General features: G+C 67.8%; 28 protein-coding genes, 1 tRNA gene and 2 pseudogenes. 19 read left to right on the top strand and 12 right to left on the bottom strand.

Annotation, left to right across the window (positions count from 1 at the left end; translation table 11 throughout):
* Positions 1-16: 16 nt before the first annotated feature.
* Positions 17-1342: a M20/M25/M40 family metallo-hydrolase gene (locus E3O62_RS00750; RefSeq protein WP_134397204.1), complete on the bottom strand. Its 1326-nt coding sequence runs from the start codon at positions 1340-1342 to the stop codon at positions 17-19.
* 116 nt (positions 1343-1458) lie between these two features.
* On the opposite strand from E3O62_RS00750, the gene E3O62_RS00745 reads away from it, so the two are divergent.
* Positions 1459-1541 (top strand) — tRNA-Leu (locus E3O62_RS00745).
* 503 nt (positions 1542-2044) lie between these two features.
* On the opposite strand, the gene E3O62_RS00740 is transcribed toward E3O62_RS00745, so the two are convergent.
* From E3O62_RS00740 to E3O62_RS00725, 4 genes are all read right to left on the bottom strand, one after another.
* Complete coding sequence (locus E3O62_RS00740) at positions 2045-2353, bottom strand: hypothetical protein (protein ID WP_104102102.1); 309 nt, start codon at positions 2351-2353, stop codon at positions 2045-2047.
* A 230-nt stretch (positions 2354-2583) separates the two neighbouring features.
* Entirely contained in the window at positions 2584-3084 is a 501-nt protein-coding gene (locus E3O62_RS00735; RefSeq protein ID WP_104102105.1) for a CarD family transcriptional regulator, read from the bottom strand.
* Between the two features lie 134 nt (positions 3085-3218).
* On the bottom strand, positions 3219-4244 hold the full coding sequence (locus E3O62_RS00730; RefSeq protein ID WP_134397202.1) for an agmatine/peptidylarginine deiminase: 1026 nt from the start codon (positions 4242-4244) through the stop codon (positions 3219-3221).
* A complete protein-coding gene (locus tag E3O62_RS00725; RefSeq protein WP_134397200.1) occupies positions 4241-5233 on the bottom strand; it encodes a nitrilase-related carbon-nitrogen hydrolase in 993 nt (330 codons plus the stop codon). The genes E3O62_RS00730 and E3O62_RS00725 overlap by 4 nt, the downstream gene beginning before the upstream one ends.
* 74 nt (positions 5234-5307) lie before the next feature.
* On the opposite strand from E3O62_RS00725, the gene E3O62_RS00720 reads away from it, so the two are divergent.
* From E3O62_RS00720 to E3O62_RS00680, 14 genes and pseudogenes are all read left to right on the top strand, one after another.
* Complete coding sequence (locus E3O62_RS00720) at positions 5308-5994, top strand: TetR/AcrR family transcriptional regulator (protein ID WP_134397198.1); 687 nt, start codon at positions 5308-5310, stop codon at positions 5992-5994.
* A gap of 233 nt (positions 5995-6227) precedes the next feature.
* A pseudogene (locus E3O62_RS16940) lies at positions 6228-6461 on the top strand (FAD binding domain-containing protein); the annotation flags it as partial.
* Positions 6462-6543: 82 nt separating this feature from the next.
* Positions 6544-7152: a xanthine dehydrogenase family protein subunit M gene (locus E3O62_RS00715; RefSeq protein WP_241973231.1), complete on the top strand. Its 609-nt coding sequence runs from the start codon at positions 6544-6546 to the stop codon at positions 7150-7152.
* A 4-nt stretch (positions 7153-7156) separates the two neighbouring features.
* Positions 7157-7471 (top strand): (2Fe-2S)-binding protein, encoded by a 315-nt coding sequence (locus tag E3O62_RS17460; RefSeq protein ID WP_370448871.1) that lies wholly within the window; start codon positions 7157-7159, stop codon positions 7469-7471.
* Positions 7468-7662 (top strand): 2Fe-2S iron-sulfur cluster-binding protein, encoded by a 195-nt coding sequence (locus tag E3O62_RS17455; protein ID WP_370448870.1) that lies wholly within the window; start codon positions 7468-7470, stop codon positions 7660-7662. Before E3O62_RS17460 ends, E3O62_RS17455 begins: the two co-directional genes overlap by 4 nt.
* A complete protein-coding gene (locus E3O62_RS16450; RefSeq protein ID WP_166786384.1) occupies positions 7659-8330 on the top strand; it encodes a xanthine dehydrogenase family protein molybdopterin-binding subunit in 672 nt (223 codons plus the stop codon). Before E3O62_RS17455 ends, E3O62_RS16450 begins: the two co-directional genes overlap by 4 nt.
* A pseudogene (locus E3O62_RS17450) lies at positions 8279-8836 on the top strand (molybdopterin cofactor-binding domain-containing protein); the annotation flags it as partial. The gene E3O62_RS16450 and the pseudogene E3O62_RS17450, both read left to right, overlap by 52 nt.
* A gap of 6 nt (positions 8837-8842) precedes the next feature.
* Positions 8843-10258 (top strand): molybdopterin cofactor-binding domain-containing protein, encoded by a 1416-nt coding sequence (locus E3O62_RS17445; protein WP_370448873.1) that lies wholly within the window; start codon positions 8843-8845, stop codon positions 10256-10258.
* The gene (locus E3O62_RS16440; RefSeq protein WP_241973230.1) at positions 10171-10968 is read left to right on the top strand and encodes an XdhC family protein; all 798 of its coding nucleotides are present in this window, start codon (positions 10171-10173) and stop codon (positions 10966-10968) included. Before E3O62_RS17445 ends, E3O62_RS16440 begins: the two co-directional genes overlap by 88 nt.
* Entirely contained in the window at positions 10869-11414 is a 546-nt protein-coding gene (locus E3O62_RS00700; protein WP_241973238.1) for an NTP transferase domain-containing protein, read from the top strand. The genes E3O62_RS16440 and E3O62_RS00700 overlap by 100 nt, the downstream gene beginning before the upstream one ends.
* Positions 11411-12808, top strand: a complete 1398-nt coding sequence (locus E3O62_RS17440; RefSeq protein ID WP_241973229.1) for a MoxR family ATPase — start codon at positions 11411-11413, stop codon at positions 12806-12808. The genes E3O62_RS00700 and E3O62_RS17440 overlap by 4 nt, the downstream gene beginning before the upstream one ends.
* Positions 12739-13446: a VWA domain-containing protein gene (locus tag E3O62_RS16920; RefSeq protein WP_241973228.1), complete on the top strand. Its 708-nt coding sequence runs from the start codon at positions 12739-12741 to the stop codon at positions 13444-13446. The genes E3O62_RS17440 and E3O62_RS16920 overlap by 70 nt, the downstream gene beginning before the upstream one ends.
* A complete protein-coding gene (locus tag E3O62_RS00685) occupies positions 13446-14183 on the top strand; it encodes an SRPBCC family protein (RefSeq protein WP_134397192.1) in 738 nt (245 codons plus the stop codon). The genes E3O62_RS16920 and E3O62_RS00685 overlap by 1 nt, the downstream gene beginning before the upstream one ends.
* A 34-nt stretch (positions 14184-14217) precedes the next feature.
* Positions 14218-15360: an XdhC family protein gene (locus tag E3O62_RS00680; protein WP_134395547.1), complete on the top strand. Its 1143-nt coding sequence runs from the start codon at positions 14218-14220 to the stop codon at positions 15358-15360.
* An 8-nt stretch (positions 15361-15368) separates the two neighbouring features.
* Here E3O62_RS00680 and E3O62_RS00675 read toward each other — a convergent pair whose 3' ends face one another.
* Together E3O62_RS00675 and E3O62_RS00670 are read right to left on the bottom strand one after the other, a co-directional pair.
* On the bottom strand, positions 15369-17597 hold the full coding sequence (locus tag E3O62_RS00675) for an MMPL family transporter (RefSeq protein WP_134395546.1): 2229 nt from the start codon (positions 17595-17597) through the stop codon (positions 15369-15371).
* A 348-nt stretch (positions 17598-17945) separates the two neighbouring features.
* Positions 17946-18308: a hypothetical protein gene (locus E3O62_RS00670; protein ID WP_134397191.1), complete on the bottom strand. Its 363-nt coding sequence runs from the start codon at positions 18306-18308 to the stop codon at positions 17946-17948.
* Positions 18309-18588: 280 nt separating this feature from the next.
* On the opposite strand from E3O62_RS00670, the gene E3O62_RS00665 reads away from it, so the two are divergent.
* Complete coding sequence (locus tag E3O62_RS00665; protein ID WP_370448869.1) at positions 18589-19497, top strand: hypothetical protein; 909 nt, start codon at positions 18589-18591, stop codon at positions 19495-19497.
* Here E3O62_RS00665 and E3O62_RS00660 read toward each other — a convergent pair.
* Positions 19484-20419 carry a DnaJ domain-containing protein gene (locus tag E3O62_RS00660; protein WP_134397189.1) on the bottom strand — a complete coding sequence of 312 codons (936 nt, stop codon included), beginning with the start codon at positions 20417-20419 and terminating at the stop codon, positions 19484-19486. The genes E3O62_RS00665 and E3O62_RS00660 overlap by 14 nt on opposite strands.
* Positions 20420-20564: 145 nt before the next feature.
* Between E3O62_RS00660 and E3O62_RS00655 the strand changes: the two genes are divergently transcribed.
* Positions 20565-21212: a DUF1345 domain-containing protein gene (locus tag E3O62_RS00655; RefSeq protein ID WP_241973227.1), complete on the top strand. Its 648-nt coding sequence runs from the start codon at positions 20565-20567 to the stop codon at positions 21210-21212.
* A gap of 9 nt (positions 21213-21221) precedes the next feature.
* Here the strand turns inward: E3O62_RS00655 and E3O62_RS17435 are convergent, their stop codons facing one another.
* The 3 genes from E3O62_RS17435 to E3O62_RS00645 all read right to left on the bottom strand — a co-directional run bounded on the left by E3O62_RS17435 (position 21222) and on the right by E3O62_RS00645 (position 22391).
* Positions 21222-21326: a hypothetical protein gene (locus E3O62_RS17435; protein WP_198410590.1), complete on the bottom strand. Its 105-nt coding sequence runs from the start codon at positions 21324-21326 to the stop codon at positions 21222-21224.
* Between the two features lie 117 nt (positions 21327-21443).
* The gene (locus tag E3O62_RS16765) at positions 21444-21608 is read right to left on the bottom strand and encodes a hypothetical protein (protein ID WP_158250294.1); all 165 of its coding nucleotides are present in this window, start codon (positions 21606-21608) and stop codon (positions 21444-21446) included.
* A 69-nt stretch (positions 21609-21677) separates the two neighbouring features.
* Positions 21678-22391 carry an SOS response-associated peptidase gene (locus tag E3O62_RS00645; RefSeq protein WP_134395541.1) on the bottom strand — a complete coding sequence of 238 codons (714 nt, stop codon included), beginning with the start codon at positions 22389-22391 and terminating at the stop codon, positions 21678-21680.
* 126 nt (positions 22392-22517) lie between these two features.
* Here E3O62_RS00645 and E3O62_RS00640 point away from each other — a divergent pair, with 126 nt between their 5' ends.
* Positions 22518-23354 (top strand): DUF3097 domain-containing protein, encoded by an 837-nt coding sequence (locus E3O62_RS00640; RefSeq protein ID WP_134395599.1) that lies wholly within the window; start codon positions 22518-22520, stop codon positions 23352-23354.
* A gap of 248 nt (positions 23355-23602) precedes the next feature.
* Positions 23603-23806 (top strand): cold-shock protein, encoded by a 204-nt coding sequence (locus E3O62_RS00635; protein WP_035840308.1) that lies wholly within the window; start codon positions 23603-23605, stop codon positions 23804-23806.
* Between the two features lie 103 nt (positions 23807-23909).
* On the opposite strand, the gene E3O62_RS00630 is transcribed toward E3O62_RS00635, so the two are convergent.
* Positions 23910-24389 carry an Lrp/AsnC family transcriptional regulator gene (locus E3O62_RS00630; RefSeq protein WP_104102139.1) on the bottom strand — a complete coding sequence of 160 codons (480 nt, stop codon included), beginning with the start codon at positions 24387-24389 and terminating at the stop codon, positions 23910-23912.
* Between the last annotated feature and the right edge of the window lie 26 nt (positions 24390-24415).

The raw sequence follows: 24415 nt of genomic DNA, 5'->3' as shown, positions 1-24415 counted from the left end.
AGTGCCCTTTTGCTGATCAATAGTTCGAGAGCAGGTCGGTCAGGACCTGCCTGCCAAACACTAACGCGTCGAGAGGCACCCGTTCGTCGACCCCGTGGAACATCGCCGGGAAATCGAGGTCGGCGGGGAGCTTGAGCGGGGCGAAACCGTAACCCTTGATCCCGAGAGTACTGAGGGCCTTGTTGTCCGTGCCGGCGGAGAGCAGGTAGGGCAGCACGGGAGCGCCCGGATCGTGTCGGCCGAGAGTCTCGACGACCGCGTCGACGAGGGGCCCGCCGAATTCTGTTTCGAGACCGATGTCGCGGTGCATGATCACGATCTCGATGTCGGGGCCGACCAGCGCTGCCACTTCGGCGAGTACGGATTCCTCGTCTCCGGGCAGGGTGCGGATGTCGATGAGCGCCTCCGCCCGGTCCGGGATGACGTTGTGCTTGTACCCGGCGTGCAGAACGGTGGGATTGGTCGTGGTGCGCAGGCTCGCTTGGATGAAGCCCGATGCCGTGCCAGTGGCGAGGGCCAGCTCGTCGGGACCGACACGTTGGGGGTCGACGTCGAGCACCCGTGCCAGCTCCGCCAACAGCTGGGTGGTGGTCTCGGTCAGGCGGATCGGCCACTCACGCCGGCCGACCTTGGCGACAGCCTCGGCGAGCCGGGTCACGGCGTTGCTCTGGATCAGCCGGGACCCGTGGGCCGCCTCGCCCCGCGCCACAAGCTTGATCCAGATCAGCGCCTTCTCACCCGTCTGGAGCAGGTAGGCACGCTGACCGCCGAGCGTGATCGAGTAGCCCCCGACCTCGCTGATGGCCTCGGTGGCGCCCTGGAAGAGCTCCGGGCGGGTGTCGACGAGGTAGTGCGAGCCGAGCACTCCCCCGGCCTCCTCGTCGGCGAAGAACGCCACGATGAGTTCACGAGCCGGTTCCTGGCCGGAGCCGAGGATGTTCTGGAGCGCCGCGAGCATCATGGCGTCCATGTTCTTCATGTCAACGGCTCCGCGACCCCACAGGAGGCCGTCCTTGATCACGCCGGCGAACGGGTCCACCGACCAGGCCTCCGGGTCAGCGGGAACGACGTCGAGGTGGCCGTGGACCACCAGCGCTCCGCGGCTGCTGTCGCGACCCGGAACGCGCACGACGACACTCGTGCGGCCCGGTTCTGAATCGAACAGCTGCGGGGCGAGGCCGAGAGACCGCAGGTTCGCCTCGACGTACTCGGCGGCATCCGTTTCGCCGTTCGAACGGCCCTCGCCATAGTTGGTCGTGTCGAAACGGATGAGGTCGCGAGCGATCGTGGCCGTGAGGTCCAGTGCAGCGTCGGCCGGTGTGTTGTCAGCAGAGGAAAGCATGCGTGTCACGCTACCGGGCCTTGCCGCCGCCCGGCGACGGTGGGCGCGGCTGGAGGGCCTCGAAATCCGTGCTAGATTATTTATTCGGCGGCCGGGAACGGCCGCTGAAACACTCGGCCCGGGTGGCGGAATGGCAGACGCGCTAGCTTGAGGTGCTAGTGCCCTTATGGGCGTGGGGGTTCAAGTCCCCCCTCGGGCACAGAAATGAGATTCGGATCCTTCCGACTCGTCACATGGAAATAGGTCGCGACAATCGATACTGGTTGCGCGGCCTATTTTTTTTATGGTCGAACGTGTCTCCGGCTTGAACGTAGTCTCCTCGCCATCGCCCCGTATCGGACGTCCGCCGGCGGCAGCCTCACCGCCGACATGCTCGGCGCCGCCCGCTTTTCCCGCAGGCGATCGCTACTGGAGAACTGGTTGATGCCACTATCTGTCATGCGGTCATCGGCCCCTCTCCCGTGCGCGCCCACAGTGCACACCTCATGCCGGCGATCCTCGACGGGACCGTCACTCCCGGAGGGTCCTCGACCGCACGGTGAACCTCGACACAGTCCCCGTCGCCAACCGTGACAGGGGCAACCACGAAGCCCTCACGATCATGATCATCCCCTGACCGGCCGCGTCGCGACCAGAGGTCAGCGACCGAGGGAAGATCGTCGGGGCTGTGCTCGCAGTTGCCCGAGGTCGCGGCTTGGCAGCCTATTCCTCAAACGTCACGTTGCCGCGGCAGGCTTCGCCCGGGCTGGGTACCAGATCCTTGAAGCCGTGGCTGACGAACCGCCCGTAGCTCTGCACGCGCCCGTCCGTGACGAAATCGTCGTTGAATTGGGGCGGCTGGTTCTCCTCAGCATCGGGGAGGTCCCGGCCCGAATAGGCGCACGCCGAACTCGCGTTCGTTGCGCCCGGGACCGGACTGCCATTGCCACTGGTCTCGCCAGCCTGAGCCGAAGTGGCGCCGACGAAAACAAGTCCGAGTGCGACAACGCACCCCAGTACCATGCGTTTCATGAGTAATCCTCTCAACAAGGGACGACCCGCCTGGCATCGGGTGAGCCAGCGTCCCGCCCCACCTTTGCGGAAGATACTCCTCGGCGGCTATCTGGACAACGGGCGGAAGACACATGCGGAAAGCCAAGCATGACGGCGTGAACCGCTCGTTCCCCCCAGGCAGGCCAAGATCCACATCCGACACGTCGTCGTGGCGGTGGCTCGCGTGGGCGTCGAACCGCCAAGCGGTGCTAGACCGCTTCGGTGAGGGCCCCGGAGAGAACCTCGTCCAAAGCCAGGACGGTGTCTTCCGGCGATGTGCCGAGTGCCAGCGCCAGCTCAGACTCCAGGAGTTGACGGGATTTGGCGAGCATCCGCTTCTCTCCGGCGGACACGCCGCCGTCCTGCTCGCGGCGCCACAGGTCCCTGACGACTTCGGCGACGCGCGTCACGCTGTCACTCGCCATCTTTTCTTGATTCGCTTTGAACCGGCGGCTCCAGTTCGTTGCTTCCTCCGTGAACGGCTCGCGCAGAACCTTGTAGACCTCTTCCAGCCCAGCGGCATCGATGACGTCACGCACTCCGACAAGCCCCGCGTTCGCGATGGGAAGTTGGATGGTGAGCTGCGACGAATGCACGCGCAGCGTCATCGCCGGCTGGGCGACGCCCTTCAGGGTTATGGTGGAGAGCTCGGTAAGGGTGACCGCACCGTGGTGCGGATAGACGAGGGTTTCCCCAACGATGAACTTCAAACTGACTCGATTCAGATCGTGCTGCATGCGGCGTCCCGGTGGCGCCGACTAGCCGAATTCCCGGTGGCCAACCTGTCAATCGTGCCACAGTCCCCTGAACGTTCACCTTGCGACAGCAAGCGCGGCGCGGCGTACTAGCCGGCCGATGGCTGCTGCTGGGTGATGCAGTGGATGCCGCCGCCGCGCGCGAACAACGGCCGCGCCTCGACCGACACGACCGTTCGGCCCGGATAAGCCGCGGCCAGGATCTCCCGGGCGACCTGGTCGGCCCGTTCCTCGCCGAAGCCGCAGGCGATCACGCCGCCGTTGACGACGAGGTGATTGACGTAGTTGTAGTCCACGAAGCCGTCCTCGTCCGTGAGTGCGGCCGGTGCCGGCAGGTCGACGATGGTGAACGGCCGGCCCGCGGCATCCGTCTCCTCGGCGAGCACGGCGCGGAGCTGCCTGGTCACTGCATAGTCCGGATGGGCCGGGTCGTTTTGCGCGTGCATCAACATCGTTCCGGGCGACGGGAGGGTGGCCACCATATCGACGTGGCCGCGGGTTCCGTAGCGCTGCTGGTCCCGGGTCAGGCCGCGCGGCAGCCAGACCAGGCGGGTGGCCCCGAGGGTGCGGGCGAACTCGGCCTCGATCCTCGCTCGGTCTACGTAGGGGTTCCGACCCGGATCCAGTTGAACGGTCTGGGTGGCCAGCACCGTTCCCGCGCCGTCGACGTGAATGCCGCCGCCCTCGTTCACGAGCACCGAGGAGATCACACTCGCGCCAGAGGCGGCGGTGACGAGCCTGCCTACCTCCGCGTCTTTGCCCCAGCGCGCCCAGTCCTGGGCACCCCAACCGTTGAATGCCCAGTCCACCGCCCCCAGCTGCCCGTCATCGCCCAGCACGAAGGTCGGGCCGATGTCGCGCATCCAGGCGTCGTCAAGTGGTGACTCGATGATTTCGATCTCCGCGGAGAGGTACCGCCGAGCGGTCGCCACCTCGGCCGGGTCGACGACCATGGTGACGGGTTCGAATTCGAGGACCGCGTGGGCAACCGCGGTCCAGGTTCCGCGCGCCTCGTCGGCGGAATGCGCATCCGTGCCGAGCGTGTAGCCGTCCACCGGGAATGCCATCCAGACCCGGTCCTGCGGCGCGGTCTCCGCCGGCATCAGCCAGGTCACGACTCCCCCGACGTCGCCATCGCACCGAACGGATGAGCCGGGTCGACCGGCGTGGTCAGCCCCGCATAGCTGTCCGGCCGTCGTGTGGCCAGGAAGGGAAACAGCGTGAGCCACTCCTCCCGTTGTGCCAGGTCGAGGTCGGCAACCAGCACCGCGGACTCGTTACGGGGAGCCTGCACGAGCACACGACCGTAGGGGTCAGAAATGAAAGAGGAGCCGTAAAAGGTCAGGTCGCCCTCGTCGCCGTGACGATTGGGCACCACCATGAAGAGGCCGCTGGTGATCCCGTTGGCCACGATCACCTGCCGCCAGAGGGGCTGGGTGTCGAACGTCGGGAAGCCGGGCTCCGAGCCGATCGCCGTGGGATAGACCAGCAGCTGGGCGCCGCCGAGGCCGTACAGCCGCGACACCTCGGGGAACCATTCGTCCCAGCAGGTGGGCAGCCCGATCCGGGCACCGCCCAGTTCCTCGGGCGCATAGACGGGATACGCGTCCTCGGCTGGGCCCGGTCGGAACCAGGTGTCTTCGTAGTAGCCCTCGGTGACCGGGATGTGCAGTTTCCGCGTGCGACCGAGCAGCCGACCGGTCGGCGAGACCAGGATGGCCGTGTTGTAACCGCGCGGGTCCTCCGGTGCATCCTCTGCGTCCGGTCTCTCGTAGAGGGAGGCGTGCACGACGATGCCGTGCACTTCGGCCTGCTCAGCCGCGAAGGCGAAGGTCGGTCCGGTCAGCAGGTCCTCGGCCGCTAGCTTCGGCACACCCTGTGCCCGTGCGTTGCCGGGGTATTTGCGCAGCGTCAGCTCGGGCAGGAAGGCGACGCGGGCACCCTGCTCGGAGGCCAGACGGATGCCCTCGGCCAGCTCCGCGCGCAGCGCGTTTTCGTCGACGTGCCAGCGGTGCTGCACGAGCCCGACCCGGAGCGGCGGCCCGGCCTCGTCCGACGTGCGGGTCAGCGGTTCGGCGATGCCGGGCGCGTTGATCAAGAGCATGACGTGACCTCCCTGTGGAATAATTGATCACTTGATCAATAACCGTTGGCTAAAGATATATAGACTCAGGTTTCATGTCAACCGATCCGAGTGCATCGCGGCGCAAAGCACCGATCGAGCGGGCAGCGGAAATCGCTCGCGCCGCCCGGGAGATCGCCCTTGACGAGGGATTGTCGGCCCTCACACTGCGTGCGGTCGCCTCCCGGATCGGGGTGACCCCGGCCCTGGTCAGTCACTACCAGCCGAGCATGGACTCCTTGGTGGCCTCCACTTTCGGGGCGATCGTGGCCGCCGAGATCGGCGAGGTGGCGGAGGAGCTGGCGCCCTGCGAGACATCCGTGGCGGCCCTGCAGACGCTGATCGACACTCTGCTCGGACCCGCACGTAGCACCGTGACCGCGGTCTGGCTCGATGCCTGGAGCCTCGGCCGACGCCACCCTGCGCTCGCCGTGGAGGTGGGCGTTCAGATGGACGCCTGGCAGGCGTTCCTGGCCGTCCTGCTGAACACCGGCTGCGCGCGCGGTGAATTCCGGGCGATCGACCCGGACGCCGTCGCCTGGCAGCTTTTGGCGATCATCGACGGGCTGAACGCGCACGCCATCGTGCGCTACGGCCATGCGCAGCGGCTGCGCGGTCTCGTTCGCACCGTCGCCGAACACGAACTGGGGCTGCGCTCCGGGGCCCTCGGGCCCGGGGACGACTCCGGCCGCCGACCCGAACCTGACCCTCCCCCGGCATCGATTACCGTGCCTGTATGCTAGAGACAGACTTCCGGTCACGGTTCTGCTGTGCACGGACGAGCGCTGGTTGAGACAGTGCATGAGGCCCCGGCGATTCGTCGCCGGGGCCTTTTTCGTTGCGGGACCGCCACTGAACCCGCGACGTACTCCGCTGCGGGACGGTCGTTTCCGGCGGCCGACTCCCCGGCGGCCCGGAGCCGTCCCGATTCGCGTTGACAACCCGGCGGCCCCGGAGCGCTATGTGACACAATTCCGTGCCTGTCGCTGTTGCCGGGTACCTTTTCGAGGTGGAGGCCCCTGTGCAGATTCCAGCGTCCTTCGACTATGTGCGCGCCAGCACGGTCGACCATTCGATCACCCTACTCGAGCACCACGGTCCGGAGTCCCGGGTCATCGCGGGCGGGCACAGTCTTCTGCCGATGATGAAACTCCGTCTGGCCATACCCGAGTGGCTGATCGACATCAACGAGCTCTTCGAACTGGACTTTGTGCTGCGCGACGGCAACACGCTGCGGGTCGGCGCCATGACCCGTCACGCGACACTGCTGGCGTCCCCCCGAGATTTCCCGCTTGTTTCCGATCGTCGCCGACGCGGAGCGCGTGATTGCGGATCCGACCGTGCGCAACCGTGGCACGATCGGCGGGTCGCTCTGCCAGGCCGACCCGGCCGAAGATCTCTCCACGGTCTGCAAGGTTCTGCGGGCGGAAGCGGTCGTGCGCGGGCCCGGCGGCGAGCGCGTACTCAGCATGCACGACTTCCACCGTGGTGCTTACGAGACCGCCGTGGCGCACAACGAACTCCTCGTCGAGGCGCGCTTCCCGATCCGTGCACGCTCGGGAAGTGCCTACGAGAAGGTTGAACGGCGGGTCGGTGACTGGGCGGTCGTGGCGGCGGGAGCGGCGATCTCCCTGGCCATCGACGGAACGATGGACGACGTCACCATCGGCCTCACCGCCGTCGGTGTGGCGGGCACGGTCGCCGAGGCCGAGGACATGTTGCGCGGCCAGCATCCGCGGGAAGACCTGTTCGTGGAGGCCGGGCGGCTCGCCGCGTTGGCGAGCGACCCGGTCACCGACCAGCGGGGCCCCATCGACTACAAGCGGCACCTTGCCGACGAACTCACCCGCCGGGTGCTGCGCCGCGCGGCTGCTCGCGCCGGCGAAGCACAGGAAGGCTAAGTCCATGCAGATCAGCATGACCATCAACGGCACCGACATCACCGAAGAGATCGAACCGAGGGTGTTGCTTGTTCACTTTATTCGCGACCCGCTGCGGCTGACCGGCACGCACTGGGGATGCGACACCTCCAACTGCGGAACCTGCGTCGTGCTCATGGACGGCCAGCCGGTAAAATCCTGCACGGTGCTCGCGGCGATGGCCGACGGCCACTCCGTGACCACGGTCGAGGGGCTCGCCACCGGGGCCACGCTCGATCCCGTGCAGCAGGGTTCATGGAGGAGCACGGCCTCCAGTGCGGGTTCTGCACGCCTGGGATGATGCTCACCGCGCGGGCCCTGCTGGACCACAACCCGCATCCGGACGAGGGCGAAATCCGCGAGGCGATCTCCGGCCAGATGTGCCGGTGCACCGGCTACGCGACGATCGTGCGCTCGGTGCAGTGGGCCGCGGCCGATCCCACGGCGCAGGACGGGTTGGACGAGACCGCGGAAGAAGAGGTAACGGCATGACCATCATCGAGGAGCGGGCCGCGAACCCGGCGGCCGGAGACGACAACCGCCCGATCGGCTACGGCCGTATCCAGCGCAAGGAGGACCCCCGCTTCGTGCGGGGCAAGGGGCACTACGTTGATGACATCGTGCTGCCCGGGATGTTGCACGGCGCCATTCTGCGCTCCCCCGTGGCGCACGCCCGGCTGGTGTCGATCGACACGAGCGCCGCGCTGGCCCACCCGGGTGTCGTGGCCGTGATCACCGGCCAGGACCTGCTCGGCCTCAAGCTCGCCTGGGCTCCGACCCTCTCCGCCGACGTGCAGGCGGTGCTCGCCACCGACAAGGTGCGTTTCCAGGGGCAGGAAGTCGCTTTCGTGATCGCCGAGGACCGCTACGCCGCGCGCGACGCACTCGAACTCATCGAGGTCGACTACGACGTGCTGCCGCCGGTCATCGACGTACGCACGGCGCTGAACCCCGGTACCCCGGTCATCCGCGACGACATCGAGGGCCGCACCGACAATCACATCTTCGACTGGGAGGCCGGCAACGCGGCCGAGACCGAGGCGGTGTTCGCCTCGGCGGACGTCGTCGTGTCCCAGGAGATGGTCTACCTCGCGTGCATCCGGCACCGATGGAGACCTGCGGGGCCGTCGCCGACTATGAGCCGATCGAGGGCGCGCTGACTCTGTATGAGACCAGTCAGGCCCCGCACGCGCACCGAACCCTGTTCGCGATCGTCTCGGGCATCCCTGAACACAAGATCCGCATCGTCTCCCCCGACATCGGCGGCGGCTTCGGCAACAAGGTCGGCATCTACCCGGGCTACATCCTCGCCGTTGTCGGGTCGATCGTCACCGGGCGGCCGGTGAAGTGGATGGAGAACCGCTCCGAGAACCTGATGAGCACCTCCTTTGCCCGCGACTACATCTTGCAGGGCGAAATCGCCGCCACGAAGGACGGCAAGATCCTCGCGGTGCGGTCGACCGTGCTCGCGGACCACGGCGCCTTCAATGCCACGGCGTAACCCTCGAAGTACCCGGCCGGATTCTTCCACATCTTCACCGGAAGATACGACCTGCAGGCCGCGCACTGCAAGGTGACCGGCGTGTACACCAACAAGGCTCTGGGCGGAGTCGCCTACGCCTGTTCCTTCCGGGTCACCGAGGCGGTCTACCTGGTCGAACGGCTTGTGGACATGCTGGCCCGGAAGCTGGAGATGGACCCCGCGGAACTGCGGCTGAAGAACCTGATCAAGCCCGAACAGTTCCCGTACAAGAACAAGACGGGGTGGGAGTACGACTCCGGCAACTACGAGCAGGCGCTGCGCAAGTCGATGCAGATGGCCGGCTACGACGACCTTCGGCGCGAACAGCAGGAGAAGCGCGCTCGCGGCGAGTTGATGGGGATCGGAATCTCGTTCTTCACCGAGACCGTGGGTGCCGGGCCGCGCAAGCACATGGACATCGTCGGCTTGGGCATGGCGGACGGCGCCGAGCTGCGAATCCATCCCGCCGGCAAGGCCGTCGTGCGGATCTCCGTGCAGAGCCAGGGGCAGGGCCATGAGACGACCTTCGCCCAGATCGTGGCCGAAGAGATCGGCATCCCGCCGGAAGACATCGACGTCGTGCACGGCGACACCGACCAGACCCCCTTCGGCCTGGGCACCTACGGCAGCAGGTCGACCCCGGTCAGCGCCGCCGCCGTGGCCCTCGTCGCCCGCAAGGTGCGGGAGAAGGCGAAGTTCATCGCCGCCGCCATGCTCGAAACCCGGCCCGAGGACCTCGAGTGGGAGAAGGGACGCTGGTTCGTCAAGGGCGACCCGAGCATCGGCAAGACCATGGCGGAAATCGCGATGGGCGCGCACGGAACCGTCACCCTGCCGGAAGGGATCGACGGCAACCTGGATGCCGAGGTCACCTACGATCCCCCAAACCTGACCTTCCCCTTCGGCGCCTACTTCTGCGTGGTCGACGTCGACCCCGGTACCGGCCACGTCAAGGTACGCCGGTTCATCGCCGTTGACGACTGCAGCACCCGGATCAACCCGATGATCATCGAGGGGCAGGTGCACGGTGGTCTTACCGATGGGGTCGGTATGGCCCTGATGCAGTTCATTGAGTTCGACAAAGAGGGCAACAACCTCGGCGGCACCTTCATGGACTACCTCATCCCCACGGCCCTGGAGGTGCCGGATTGGGAAACCGGGTTCACCGTGACCCCATCGCCGCACCACCCGATCGGAGCGAAGGGTATCGGCGAGTCCGCCACCGTGGGGTCGCCGCCCGGAAACCGGGAACCGTTCGTGCGCGCCACAGTGGTGCGTGCCCAACATCCGACAAGCGCCCAGGCCGGGGACACCGGTCTGCTGCTGGCGGACGGCACTCTGGAGGGATTTGTCGGCGGCGCCTGCGTTCAGGCGTCGGTGCGGGAATACGGTCTGAAGAGCCTGGCCTCCCACGAGCCTCTCCTACTGCGCGTTGTGGCGGGCGAGCCATCCTATGTCCGTGAGGGGGAGCCGTGCAGGTGTCCAACCCGTGCCTCAGCGGCGGGGCCATCGAGATCTTCCTCGAGCCGTCCGTGCCGGCACCCCGGATATTGGTCGTCGGAATGACGCCGGTGGCGCACGCCCTGGTGGCGATGGGTGGCCCGCTCGGTCTTGACATGCACCTCACGGTGGGAGCAGACGCGACGCCTCGGTCGGACGACGCGGCGCTGATCGTGGCCTCGCACGGGCGTGACGAAGAGCCTGCCCTGGAGGCCGCCCTGAGAGCCGAGGTGCCCTATATCGCTCTCGTCGCCAGCCACGCCCGGGGGGCAGTCGTGCTGGCCTCCCTCAACGTTTCGGAGGAACAGCGTGCGCACGTGCACAGTCCGGCCGGACTGCAGTTGGGCGCCCGCTCCCCCGCCGAGATCGCGCTGTCCATCCTGGCGCAGCTCGTCGCCGAGAGGGCCAAGCGGCCTGCGGCGGCGACGACCGCCACTGGCCCGGTTGAGGTTGAGGTTGAGGTTGAGGTTGCGGTTGCGGTTGCGGTTGACCCGGTATGCGGCATGTCCGTCGCCATCGGGGACGCGGCGCCGCGGGTCCCGCGCGACGGGAAAACCCTCTACTTCTGCTCGGAGTCCTGCCGGCGCAGCTTCCTCGCCGATCCGGAGCAAATATGTCGTCGCCTCCTGAGCCGCGCATCGCGGGGTTGGTCCTGGCCGCCGGGGCCTCGCGCCGCCTGGGCCGACCTAGGCAGCTCCTGCCCTACGGCGACGGGGTCCTCCTGGACGCCGTCCTCAGGACGGCACGGGCCTGCGGGCTCCACCAGATCGTGCTGACCCTCGGCGGTGGGAAGCAGGCCGTGCGCCAGAGCGTCGACACCCGCAACTGTGACGTGGTCGGCAACCCCGCGTTCGGCTCCGGCTGCTCCTCGTCGATCGCAGCGGCCATCCCGGCGCTGCACCCGGAGACCGACGTGCTGGTGCTCCTGCTCGGCGATCAGCCCGGCGTGAGCCCGGAGACCGTGCGCCGTCTGGTGCACGGCCGGGGCGCCTCGCACCTCGCCGTGTGCCGCTACGACGACGGCGTGGGGCATCCGTTCGCCGTCGACCGGACGGTACTGCCGGACCTGGCCCGGCTCCACGGCGACAAGGCGTTCTGGAGGCTCCTCGAGCAGCGTGCCGCCGAGGTGTGCGAGGTCGTCGTGGCGGGCCCGATGCCCCCGGACATCGACACCGAGGTGGACTACGAGCGGGCGCTCGCCGCATTAAGGAAGTTACGGTGACCGGCGCCGCCCGCACGGGAGCGGAAGACGACGTTCGCCGAATGATCCCGGACGTGCCCGCCCTGCTGGGCGCACTGGACGAGGTCGACTACCTGGCCGACGAGGGCCTCGCCACGGCTCTATTCCTGGCGGTGCGCCTGCCGCAACCCATCCTGCTGGAGGGTGAGCCGGGGGTCGGCAAGACCGAGGCAGCCAAGGCGCTGGCCCGGGTGCTCGACACTCCCCTGTTCCGGCTCCAGTGCTATGAGGGCATTGACTCGGGCGAGGCCCTCTACGAGTGGAACTATCCGCGCCAACTGCTGGGGATCAGGCTGGCCGAGGCCCGCCAGGCCAGCCTGGCCGAGACGGAGCTGTTCGGCCCGGAATACCTGCTGCGCCGCCCCCTGCTGCAGGCGATCGAGCACCAGGGTCCGCGTCCGGCGGTGCTTCTCCTCGATGAGATCGACCGGGCGGATGCCGAATTCGAGGCGTTCACCTTCGAGCTGCTGGCCGAGGCGGCCGTAACGATCCCGGAGCTGGGCACGGTGCGGGCTACGCATCCACCGATCGTGATCCTGACGTCCAACCGCACCCGCGACCTGCACGACGCCCTGACCCGGCGCTGCCTGTACCACTGGATCGACTACCCGACGCCGCAGCGGATCGCGGAGATCGTGCGCTGCAGGGTGCCGGAGAGCGGCGCACAGATCGCACTGCAGGCGGCGTCGGCCATCACGCGGCTGCGCTCGCTGGACCTGGCGAAGCCGCCCGGCGTCGCCGAGGCCATCGACTGGGTCTCGGCGCTGACCGTGCTCGGCGTCGACAAACTCGACCCCGGCCGCGTGGATCAGACCTGGGGGTCGATTCTGAAGAACCGCGACGACCTTGACCTGGCGGTCGGCAGGCGCCGTGTGGCTGGTGGGCGATCATGGCTGACCGGGGGTCACTGGGCCTCCGGAGCATTGATCACGTCGGGGCGGGCCGTTCCCACGTCGAAGCGGCCGCACTGGCGGTCGGGTTCAGCACGGCGCTGCGCCGAGCGGGCGTCCCGAGTTCCCCGGACCGATCCGCTCGACTGGCGGAGGCCCTCCGGCTGGTTCCGCCGCACGAGCGAGAGCCGCTGTACTGGACGTGCCGGGTGGTTCTGGTCTCCGCCCGGGAACAGGTACCCGTGTTCGACGCGGTATTCGACGCCGTGTTCGCCGGCACCCTCGACCCGGCCGACTTCCGCGGTGACCAGAACGCTCCGCCGTCAATCGGCTCCGAACCACGCACCCGGCCGACCGCGACCCACCAGCGGCCGGCGATCGCGGCGGACCAGGCGCCGCTGCCTCAGGCGCCGGGCATGGCTCCGGGCGGGGACGATTCCGGGGACACTGACACGGATGCGCCGGAGCGGGAAACGATCCTGGTGACGGCGGCGGACGAGGAGCGCCTGCACCAGATGTCTTTCACCGAATTAGCTCCGGACGAGGTCGCCCAGATGCGTCGCCTGGTGCGCCGTTTGATCCTGCTGTGCGATGTGTCCGGGTCGATGGAGCCGTACACGCGGGTGTACCTGTCGCTCCTGCAGGGCGCGGTCGCGGGGGCCGAGGCCGAGGCCTTCATCTTCTCGACCGGATTGACCCGGCTGACCCGTCAGCTCGCGGTGCGCGACCCGGACCAGGCTCTGGCACGGGCTGCCGCCAGCACCCAGGACTGGGCGGGTGGCACCAGGCTGGCAGAGAGCATCCGCCATTTCACGGATGCCTGGGGTCGACGTGGCCTCGCCCGCGGGGCCGTCGTCGTGATCATCTCGGACGGGTGGGCGCTGGACGACCCGGAATCGGTGCACGCCCAGATGGCCCGCCTGCGGCGCTTGGCCTACCGCATCATCTGGGTCAACCCCAGGAAGGTCGCTTTGGACTACCAGCCGGTGGTGGGCGGAATGGCGGCCGCGTTGCCCTTTGTCGACGCGTTCGTCAGCGGGCACAGCTATGCGGCCCTGGCAGAAGTGGCGGCGGCGATTCGCGCCGACCGTTCGGACCCACACGAGAATACGAGGGCCCGATAATGGACATCAACGGCACGTTCTCCGTCGTCGCACCGATCGACGAGGTGTGGAAGACTCTGATGGACTTCGAGCGTGTCGCCGGCTGCGTTCCGGGGGCACAGGTGCTGAACAAGCTTTCGGATGACGCCTATCAGGTCGGAATGAAAGTGAAACTGGGTCCGGTGACCATGCAGTACAGAGGTCAGATGACCGTTCTCGAACGCGATGCGACCGCGCACCGCGCCGTGTTCGAGGGGCGTGCTCAGGAGACCCGCGGTCAAGGCACGGCGCAGGGTACGGCCACCCTCACGCTCGTCGAGGCGGACGGCGAGACTCAGGGCACGGTCAGTGCCGATGTGGCGCTCTCCGGCAAGGTGGCCGCGATGGGGCGCAGCATCATCGGCAGCGTCACGGACCAGATGATGGCCCTCTTCGCCGAGAACCTGCAGGCCATGGTCACGGCTCCGGCTCCGGATCCGGCGGTGCCTGCTGCGGGGGTTACAACCGGGCAGACCGCCGACACCGTCGGTGGGTCGGGAACCGCGACGGCTCTGCCCGCCGCACCGCCGGCCGGGCCCCTCACGACGGCGCCTGCCTCCCGAGCGCCGCGGCCGGGCGCCGAGACCAGCCTGAACGCCCTCGATCTGGCCAAGGGCATCGTGATGGATCAGCTCAGCAGCCTGCCCAGGCTGCTCGGCGTGATCGCCGCGGTGGCGTTTGTCGCCTATCGGATCGGCCGCCGCGCCGGCGGTCGGTAGACTCGGATGAGCGAAACCGGAAGGGTCACCACCTGTGCGTGAGGTTCTGAACCCGCTGCTGACGGGATGGCAGGCCGGCGGCATTGCCGGCCTGGCCACCGTCGTGCGCACCTTCCAGTCCGCCCCCCGGTCGGCCGGCGCGTCGATGCTGGTCACCGCCGACGGGGAGGTGGTCGGCTCAGTCTCCGGGGGCTGTGTCGAAAGTGCCGTCTACGACCTCGCGACCCAGGTGATCGATGACGGGCGGCCGGTGCTGGTGCGCTACGGCATCAGCGACGACGACGCCTTCTCCGTTGGTCTGACCTGCGGCGGCATCCTCGACGTCTTCGTGGAGCCCGTCAGCCAGGTGAGCTTCCCGGAGCTGTCCGCTGTGGAGCAGGACATCACCGGATCGGCTCCGGTGGGGGTCGCGACCGTGATCGAGCACCCCGATCCCAGCCGTCTGGGCCGACACCTGATCATCCGGCCGCACGGCTTCGACGGCGATCTGGGCTCCGAACGGGCGAACCGGGCCATCGGTGACGATGCCCGCGGGCTGCTGGCCGCCGGTCGCAACAGCACCCTCACCTACGGTCCCGACGGTGAGCGACGCGGTGAGGGCATGCGGGTCTTCGTCAACAGCTACGCCCCGCGCCCACGGATGCTGGTGTTCGGCGCCATCGATTTCGCGGCCGCCCTGGCCCGGCTGGCTTCCTTCCTCGGCTACCATGTCACCGTCTGCGATGCCCGCGAGGTCTTCGCCACGCCGGCCCGGTTCCCGGAGGCCGACGAGGTCATCGTCGGCTGGCCGCACCGCTACCTGGCCGAGCAGGTCGCGGCCGGGCTCGTGGATGAGCGCACCGTCGTCTGCGTGCTCACCCACGACCCGAAATTCGACGTGCCGCTCCTCAAGGTGGCCCTGACCCGCGGCCCGTTCGCCTACATCGGTGCGATGGGGTCTCGGCGCACTCACGAGGACCGACTGGCCCGGCTCCGCGAGGCAGGTGTGGACGAGGCGGAGCTGACGAGATTGCACAGCCCCATCGGGCTGGATCTCGGCTCCCGAACCCCGGAAGAGACGGCCGTGTCCATCGCCGCGGAGATCATCGCCGAGCAGTGGGGCGGCACCGGAGATCCGCTGGGCAACCTGGCCGACCGGATCCACCACGACGACCTCGACGAGCAGGCCTCGGTGTAGCCGCCGCCCTACTCCCGCATCCCGAAGCGGGCGTAGATCGGATGCAACCACTTCGGCGCCCACCAGAGGCACTTCTCGAGCGAGGTCATCACCGCGGGAACCACGATGGTGCGCACGAGGGTCGCGTCCAGCAGCACGGCCACGGCGAGGGCGACGCCGATCTGTTTCATCTGCAGCAGATTGCCGGTCGCGAACCCGGCGAACACGATCACGATGATCAGGGCCGCGGAGGAGATGATCCGGCCCGAGCTCTGCAGACCTGTCTCGATCGCGAGCCGCGTGGCCTCACCCGCCTCGTAGTGCTCCTTGATCCGGGCGAGCAGGAACATCTCGTAGTCCATGGCCAGACCGAAGCCGAAGGTGAGCACGAGGGTCAGGACCAGAGGGTCCACCCCGGCGATCGTATCGGCATCGAAATCGAGCAGGCCTCCGAGATTTCCCTCCTGGAAACCCCAGACCAGGATGCCCACGGAGGCGCCGAGCGAGATGACGCTGATCACGAGGGCGGTGAGCGGGATGACCACGGAACCGGTCATCAGGAAGAGCAGCAGGAACGTGGCCCCGGCGATGATCAGGGCAGCCCAGGGCGCGCCGGCGACCAGTGAGTCGACATAGTCGACCGACGCGGCATCCGTGCCACCGACCCAGTGGTCGAAGTCGGGCCGGTCGTCCCGGATCTGCCGCACAACGGCCGGGCCCTCGTTCTGGTCGACGCCGACGCGCGACACCCAATGTCCGTTCACCAGGGCCGGTGGTGTCGTGCCGGTGACGTTCGGCAGCGTCGCCACCTCCGCGGCCCAGGCCGCGGCGGACGCCTCAGCGGTGTCCGAGACAAGCTGCACCAGCGGGGCCGTGGCGACGGGGAAGTGGTCGTTCAACGCCGTGACGAACCCGTACTGGGTCGAGGCCTTCGGGATGGCGTCGGCGCCGCCGCTGGACACGTTGATGTTCAGCGCGGGGCTGCCGAGCAGGAGGAGCACGGCGATGCCGCCGAGCGCCACGAGTGCGGGCGCCCGTTGCACGCGGCGGGTCAGCCGGGAGAAGACGCCCTCCCGGGGGGCGACGTCGCCGAAACGGGTCAGGAGGGGACCGAGGCCGGGGATGCGGGTCAGCAGGCCCGGCGTCAGCAGCCGGTCGCCGAAGTACCCGAGCAGAGCCGGCACAAGAACGAGCGCCGTCAGGATGGCGATCAGCACCACGGATACCGCGCCGATGGCGATGGCACGGATGATCGCCGGTTCGAAGACCAGCAGGCCCACCGTGGCGATGGCGAAGGTCAGACCGGAGTAGAGCACCGTGCGGCCGGCCGTGTCCGCCGTGATGCCCACCGCCTGCAGCATCAGCTCGTGACGTTCCGTACGCGTCTCGCTGTCGCCGGCCCGTTCCACGAGTGCCCGGAACTCCTCGCGGAACCGGCTGACGATCAGGAGCCCGTAGTCGATGGAGAGCCCCAGCCCAATCACGGTGATGACGTTGAGCACCGTGGTGTCGATCTCCATCAGGTAGCTGAAGCCGAAGAGGGCCCCGAGAGCGCCGGCGATCGAGGCCAGCGCCCCGATCAGCGGGATGCCGGCCGCCAGGAATCCACCGAAGATGATCAGCATCACGAGGAGGGCGATCGGCAACGCGATCAGCTCGCCCTTCTGCAGGTCGGCCTCGGCGACCGCCACCAGGGATTCCACCAGGAGCGGGGTTCCGCCGACTTCCACGGTCGCGTCCGGCTCCAGCTGCCGGACCTCGTCGGCCGCCACGCCGAGCCGTTCTTCCACCTCGCCCAGCAGGTCCTCACTGATGTCACCGCCTGGTGCCACCATCTGGGCGTTCAGCAACAGTCCGGTGCCGTCGGGTGCCAGGAGAGGCATCGCAGCCGGGTTCGGCGAGCCGTCAGGGAGCGGTGGGATGGCGAGCGGGTTGATGACCTCGGTTACCCCGTCGACTTCCAACAAATCGGTCGTGGCCGCGGTGAGGATCAAGCCCAGGTCCGGGGAGGACAGGTCGACGTCGTGGATCAGCAGAGAGAGAGACTCCGTGTCCGCGCCCTCGGTTCCCTGCAGCAGATCGGCGGCCTGGCTGGCCTCGCCTTCAACGGTGGGGCCGGCGCTGGCGAGCCGCTGGAAGAGGTTCTCCCCCGTCACCCCGATCAGTGCCGTCGCCACGCACGCGGCGATCGTGAGCGCCCACACCAGCAGAGAGGTGAACCGGTGACGGGCGATGAAAACGCCCAGTGTGCGCAGCATGGCAGAAGTCCTCCGGTCTCAGGCGGCTACCGCCAAATTACTCCACCCGGCGCCGGCGGACCGACACCTGTCGGGTGCCGGGACACACCGCGCGAGGTGTACGCTCGGAGTCATGCCCCGGATACCCATGGGGGTATAATCCGGGTTGGCCTGATCGCTGCCACTTGGGACGAACGTGCGCCGCAAGATCCTTGTCGGTCGAGTCCGGGGCTCTGCGACAACTTCATCCCGAACGAATTCGACGGAGATTCTGCTCAAAACAGCGCCTGTGGGCTAAAAAACGGGAGTTTGACCCAAAATCTCCGTCGTATTGGTTCGAGACCGGATACGACGAGGAATCACACTCACCTAGGGTGCCTCGTCGACGATGCCGATGAATGCGTTGCCGATGCCGTCGACCTCGGTGCGACTGAGGCCGGCGGCGGCTTCTGGGAGTTCCTCGGATCCGTGGTAGTCACAGGTCAGATAGGTGAAGGCGGGCCACCACTTCTTGGGACGCGCGGCTTCGGAGAACCCGCAGACATCGCAACGAAGTTCCACCCAGACCGGCTTCTTACCGGTGCGGTTGGCCCGAGACTGCACGAGCCACGCCGGCGGGTTGCGCTCGATCTCGGCCAGTTCAGCCTCCGACATCCGGGAGGGCAGTTCGTGGCGCTGCGCCATTTCGATCGGGATATCCAGGCGCAGGGCGGCCATTCGTCGGGTAATCATCTCGATCAAGGATAGGCGTTCCCGGGCCGGGTAGCCTCGTCGGCTACGGCGCTCCCTGCGTCAAACTCGACTTTCTCGACCCGCCGACGTCGGCCGAGGACCGGAGCACCAACGGTGCGATCACGGTGGGGCTGCCGGCGGACGGGGTGACCTGCCGGGTGGACGCCGGCACGACCAATGGCGAGAGTGACAGCGGGCCGGTCCCGAGTGCCCCCTCCTTCCGCCGCTCCATCACCGCGGCGACCACCAACGGGAAGGTGACGGTCGAAGGGGCACGCCCGTGAAACACTGGGGTATGCGCGATACCTCCTCCCCCCTCGGCCTGCTGCTCGACGTGGACGGGCCGATCGCCAGTCCGGTGTCCCGGACCATCGCCACACCGAGCATCATCACGGATCTGATCAGCCTGGCCGGAGCCAACGTTCCGATCGCATTCATCACCGGGCGGTCGTCGACGTTCATCCGCGAGCAGGTTGTCGCACCGCTCCGTGCAGCCGGGTTGCCCGAGTCGATGCGGATGTACGGGGTCTGCGAGAAGGGAGCCGTCTGGTTTCCGATCACGGCCGCGGGGATGGGCGAGATCGTCGTCGATGACAGCGTGGCCCTGCCGGCCGCCGCCGTCGATCGGCTGCGCAACCTCGTCGCCGACCGGTTCAGCGACACGATGTTCTTCGACGAGACCAAGCAGGCGATGGTCTCGGTCGAGCAGCGCACGGATGCCGACCACGGCCGGTACCAGGCCGCCGCGGTGGAATTCAACGAGGCCGTATTCGGGGTGATGGTTGAACTCGGGCTGGGCATCCGTTTCGGTGATCGAGTCGTTCCGGACCAGGCCGGTAGCGTGGCATTCCGGATCGACCCGACGATCATCTCGACCGACATCGAGTCGGTCACCCTGGACAAGGACCGTGGCGCGGAGCGGGCGCTGGCCTTTTTCTCCGAATCGGGAACACTCCCCCGGGTCTGGCGCTCGGTCGGCGACTCGCGCAGCGACTACCTGATGGCCGACCACCTGCATGCCGCCGGCTATGACGTCTCGCATGTGGATGTGCGGCCGTCCGACGGCATCCTCGAACGCCCCTACCCCGTAATCGTCGAGGGGTCCCTGATCCACGACGCGGCCGGCGCAGAATTCCTCCGGTACTGGGTCGACAAGCTGGGCCTGCGCGAAGCGGTTACTCCGAACTGAAGCGGATGCCGTCCTGCAGGCGGCTCCGCAACTCGAACACCTTTTCAAAGCTGCCGCGGTCCATTCCGGGCAGCCCGCTGCGCAGCACCCCGATCAGCCGTGACCTCGGCAGCGTGATCACGGTCGGGCGCCGGCCACGGCCGGGGACCGTCAGAGGGTCGGCCAGGGCCTCGTCGGGCAGCACGATCAGCACAGCGGTGAACCTCACCCGGACCGACTTCGCCAGAGCCCGCACGACACCCTCGACGTCTTCAATCGGACGAGCATCGGGGCCAAGGGCGTCACCGACGAGCTCCCCGCGCCGAAGCTGCACCGGCCCGCCCCAGTCCTCGGACAGGACCGCGAACAGTCCCGCCGGGCCGAGCACGACGTGATCGACCTTGCCGCCCTGCGTGCCGGCCGCCACATCATGCCAGGCCGTGAAGCCGATCCCGAGGGCGGAGACGAGTTGCGCCGTTGATTCCTCGGCCAGTGCCTTCGCCAGCCAATGCCGGATCTCCCGCGGCGCCGAACGGATCAGCGTCGGGGCATACGGGTCAGCGATGGAGGTTCCGCGCCCGGCCCATTCCCGGAGGAGTTCGAGGTAACGCTGGCGCGCCTCGCCACCCGGATGGCCGTACATGCGCGCGCGCGGCCCGGCCTGCGTGGCCTGCGCACGGCCGGCTCCGGAGGCGTAGGCGGGGCGCTCCGGCTCGGGGACCGCGTCCGGGTATCGGCGGCGGTCATAGTCGGCGCGCCCCTCCGGGGTTCCCACCCGCTCCCACGCGATCTGAACGAGGTGGAAGGCGGCGGCGTCTCCGCCGACATCCGGATGCGTGTGGCGCAGCAGGCGACGGTAGGCACGACGAAGTTCGTCGTCACTCGCCGACGGGCTGACGCCAAGCACCTCGTAGGGCGACGCCGCGGCCGGGCTATCTGACATCCAGCGTTCTCTTTCAGCGTTAGTGCGGCCGGCAATGGAACAGCCAGCCAATCGTTCCCTCACAGTACCGACCCTGGCTGGCATAACACCGGATGCTCCCCGGGCCTCGGCCCGCAGAGACCCGACTTCATGGCACGATCAGCATATGACGACGCACGGCCAACGCCTCCACCGCTCGAGTACCCGACTTATCGGCATGTTCGCGGCGGGTGTCGTCGTGGCCGTTCTGGCCGGGGTGTACGGGAGCTGGACCCTGGCTCCGATCGCGGGCTGGGCGGCCGCCTGCGTGACGTATGTCACCTGGGTGTGGATCACCATCGGCCCCATGGACGTCCAGAACACGGCCAGCCATGCCACCCGGGAGGATTCGTCCCGAGGTGCCGCGGACATCCTGATTGTTCTCAGCAGCCTCGGCAGCCTCGGCGCTCTGGTGTTCCTACTGGTGGGGACCGACACCACCTCGGTCGCCGCACCGGGAATCCTGGCGGCGGCGGCGGTGCTCAGCGTCGGACTCTCCTGGATTCTGGTGCACACCCTGTTCACGCTCCGCTATGCCTCGCTCTACTACTCCGGGCGCGACGGCGGGGTGGATTTTAGCCAGGCGGTGCCACCGAGTTACGGGGATTTCGCCTACCTGGCCTTCACGATCGGGATGACGTTCCAAGTCTCAGACACCAGTCTGCAAACGCACGCGATTCGGATGACGGCGCTGCGTCACAGCCTGCTCTCGTACCTGTTCGGCTCGTTCATCCTGGCTACCCTGATCAACCTGGTGGCCGGCCTGTTGCGCTGACGCGGCCCGTCAGCCGGCGCACTCCCGGACCGAGCGCACGGCACTCCCACTGTCGACGGCCACCCACACGCCACCGTCGCTGTCCACGGTCAGCCCGTCGGGGGAGCCGGCCATCCGGGTCGCAACCTCCCTCGAGCGCGAACCCTCGTTCGTGCGCGATGACGGCTCCTTCGACACTTCGGGGCCGGAGGGCCTCCGCGATCGAGCCGACGCGGTGCCGGGGGCTGCGACCTAGTCGCGGAGGATCTGCACCGGGATGGCCACGGCCAGCGAAACGCAGAGGATGCCGCTGAGGAAGATCGGCAACTGCCAGGCCGTCACCTCGAACGCGAACCCGAACAGCCAGAGACCGAAGACGAAGATGGCCATTGCGACGGTGAAGGCGACGGCGTTCATGGTGCGGTCCTTTCGAGCGATGCCCGCACTAAACGCCGGGCCGATGAGTCGAGCGTACCCGGTCGAGCGTCAGACCGGCGACGGCGCCCCGACGGGCTCGATGAGTTCCGGACCGTCACCACGCACCGGGGCGACCTCGTGGTAGCTCAGGCTCTCGACGGCCTCCCGCGAGGCGGCCACCGCGGCGTCGACCAGCGCCTGGTCACCCGGAGTATGGGGGTCAAGCCACTGATCCCACCACTCTTCCGCCAGAATCACGGGCATCCGGTTGTGGAGGGCGGCCAGGGGACCCTCGGCGTCCTGGGTGAGAATCGTCGCGGACAGGACCCACCGGGCCGGGTCGTCGTCGGCCAGGGCCGGATTGCGCCACCAGGAGTAGAGGCCGGCGAAGGCCAGTGGAAGACCGTCGTCTGAGTGGATGAAGTACGGAGTCTTCACGGTGCCGTCCGTGTGCCACTCGTAGTAGCCGGTGGCCGGGACCAGCGCGCGCCGGGACGCGACCGAACTCTTGAAGGTGGGCTTCTCCGCCGCCGTTTCGGCACGGGCGTTGAAGGTGGCGAAGGACGACTGCAGCTCGGTCGCGAATGAGGGGACAAGGGACCAGCGCGCGCCCTCGAGCCGGCGCACGACCGGCCCGGCCTTGGCTGACTCGAGCACGATCGGGATCTTTTCGGTGGGTTTGATGTTCCACGACGGTTCCGGCAGGTTCTCGCCCTCGTGCTCGACGTCGAACATCGCGGCGAGATCGGACGCCGTGTCCGTGATGATGAATCGACCGCACATGGGGACAGGTTACTACCGGACGCCGACACCCCGGTCTGAGAGCGCAGACCGTGCCGGCATCCGCTAGCGTCGATTCCGGCGTCGGCGAGGCGTAGGAGCGAGGAAGCGTCGATGGACGAGCGGAACATGCAGGATCGGTACAGTGCGGATGTACTCTCCCCCGGCTGGCGGGACGCTGGCCGGAAGGTCATCCCGCCGCGGGAAGCCACGCCCGACCTGGTCGTCGAGGAGGTCGCGACCGGTTTCTGCGGTGCCGTGGTGCGGATCGAGAAGAAGATCGTCACCCTGGAGGACCGCCACGGTCAACTACGCCTGTTTCCGCTCGGCGGCGGATTCTTGATTGACGGCGACCCGGTGGTGCTCGTCGTCCCGGTCAGGGCGGCGCCGCAGGGCCGCGCCCGTACCGCCTCGGGATCGATGGCCGTGCGGGATGCCCCGGCGCGGGTGGCCCGAGCAAGCCGCATCTTCGTCGAAGGCCGGCACGACGCCGAGCTTGTGGAGAAGGTCTGGGGAGCCGATCTACGGCTCGAGGGGGTCGTCGTCGAGTACATCGAGGGCGTCGACAACCTCGAGGAGCTCCTGCGAGAGTTCCGCCCGGGACCCACCCGGCGGGTCGGGGTGTTGGTCGACCACCTGGTGCCCGGATCGAAGGAAAGCCGGATCGCCGACGCCGTGGCGCGCGGACCGCACGGCCGGAATGTGCTCGTGGTCGGGCATCCATATATCGACGTCTGGCAGTCCGTGAAGCCGAACCGCGTGGGAATCACGACGTGGCCCGCGATTCCGCGCAGCATCGAATGGAAGCACGGGATCTGCGAGGCCCTCGGCTGGCCTCACGAGGACCAGGCCGATATCGCCCGGGCCTGGCAACGGATCCTGGGACGGGTGCGCACATTCGCCGATCTGGAGCCGGAACTGCTGGGCCGGGTGGAACAACTGATCGACTTCGTCACGACCGAGTAGTGCAGGGTGCGCCCCGATCGACTCATCACCTGCAATCAACGTAACGCTTTGGAACCGAATTGCCACGGAATCTGGATGCACCGCGGCGATGTGGGCTAGGGTTATCTCAGTAGTTGTAGTGCTTGCACGTCTTAAAACGCGGTGACCCCGGTCGCCGCGGCGTATTCCTTTCGGAAGCGGACGACGAATACCGCGACGAACGGCCTCGAAAGTCGGGGCCTTTCTAACACTCCTGGAGGAGTTTCATAATGGCAACAGGTACCGTGAAATGGTTCAACGCTGAAAAGGGCTTCGGCTTCATCGCTCCCGACGACGGAAGCGCCGACGTGTTCGCGCACTACTCCGCGATCGCATCGAACGGCTACAAGTCTCTCGACGAGAACCAGAAGGTCGAGTTCGAGGTAACCCAGGGCCCGAAGGGTCCTCAGGCCGAGAACATCCGCGCCCTCTAAAGTGCGCAACTGCTCAACCAGCGAGGCGGCTTTCCGAGTCGCATAGCTCACGAGCTTCGACAACGCCCCTGCTTCGGCAGGGGCGTTGTCTGCGTTAAGCGAACTACTTGACGAGGTCCTGCCAGCCGTCACCGTCGACGTACTCGAAGATAAGGTTGGTTTCGGTGTGCGCAACCGCCGGATGCTCCGCCAGATGCTGCAGGACGAAGTCCCGCAGGTCCGACGCGTCCGCCGCGGCCACGTGCAGCAGATAGTCGTCGGCGCCGGCGGTGTGGAACAGGCCGATCACCCCGGGCCAGTGCGGCGCCGCTGCCCGGAACGCGTCGATCTGCACGCGGGCGTGCTTGACCAGGCGAACCGAGATCAACGCCTGCAGGGACGCGCCCAGCGCGGCCAGATCGATATTCGCGCGATAGCCTCGGATGTGCCCCAGCTGCTGCAGCCGGCGCAGACGCAGCGACACGGTCGACTCGGCGACGCCGATCTCCGCGGCCAGCGCCGCACCGGAGGCACGGGCGTTCACGGACAGCGCACGCAGGAGCGCCCGGTCGACCCGGTCGATTTCGGCTTTCTTCGGTTCCATCGGCCTACTCTTTCTTCCGTGAGCAG

The organism is Cryobacterium sp. TMT2-15-1 (assembly GCF_004402345.1).
In the GTDB taxonomy this organism is placed as follows: Bacteria; Actinomycetota; Actinomycetes; order Actinomycetales; family Microbacteriaceae; genus Cryobacterium; species Cryobacterium sandaracinum.
Note: the sequence above shows the minus strand (reverse complement) of the source record. Positions and strands in the feature narration are given on the sequence as shown.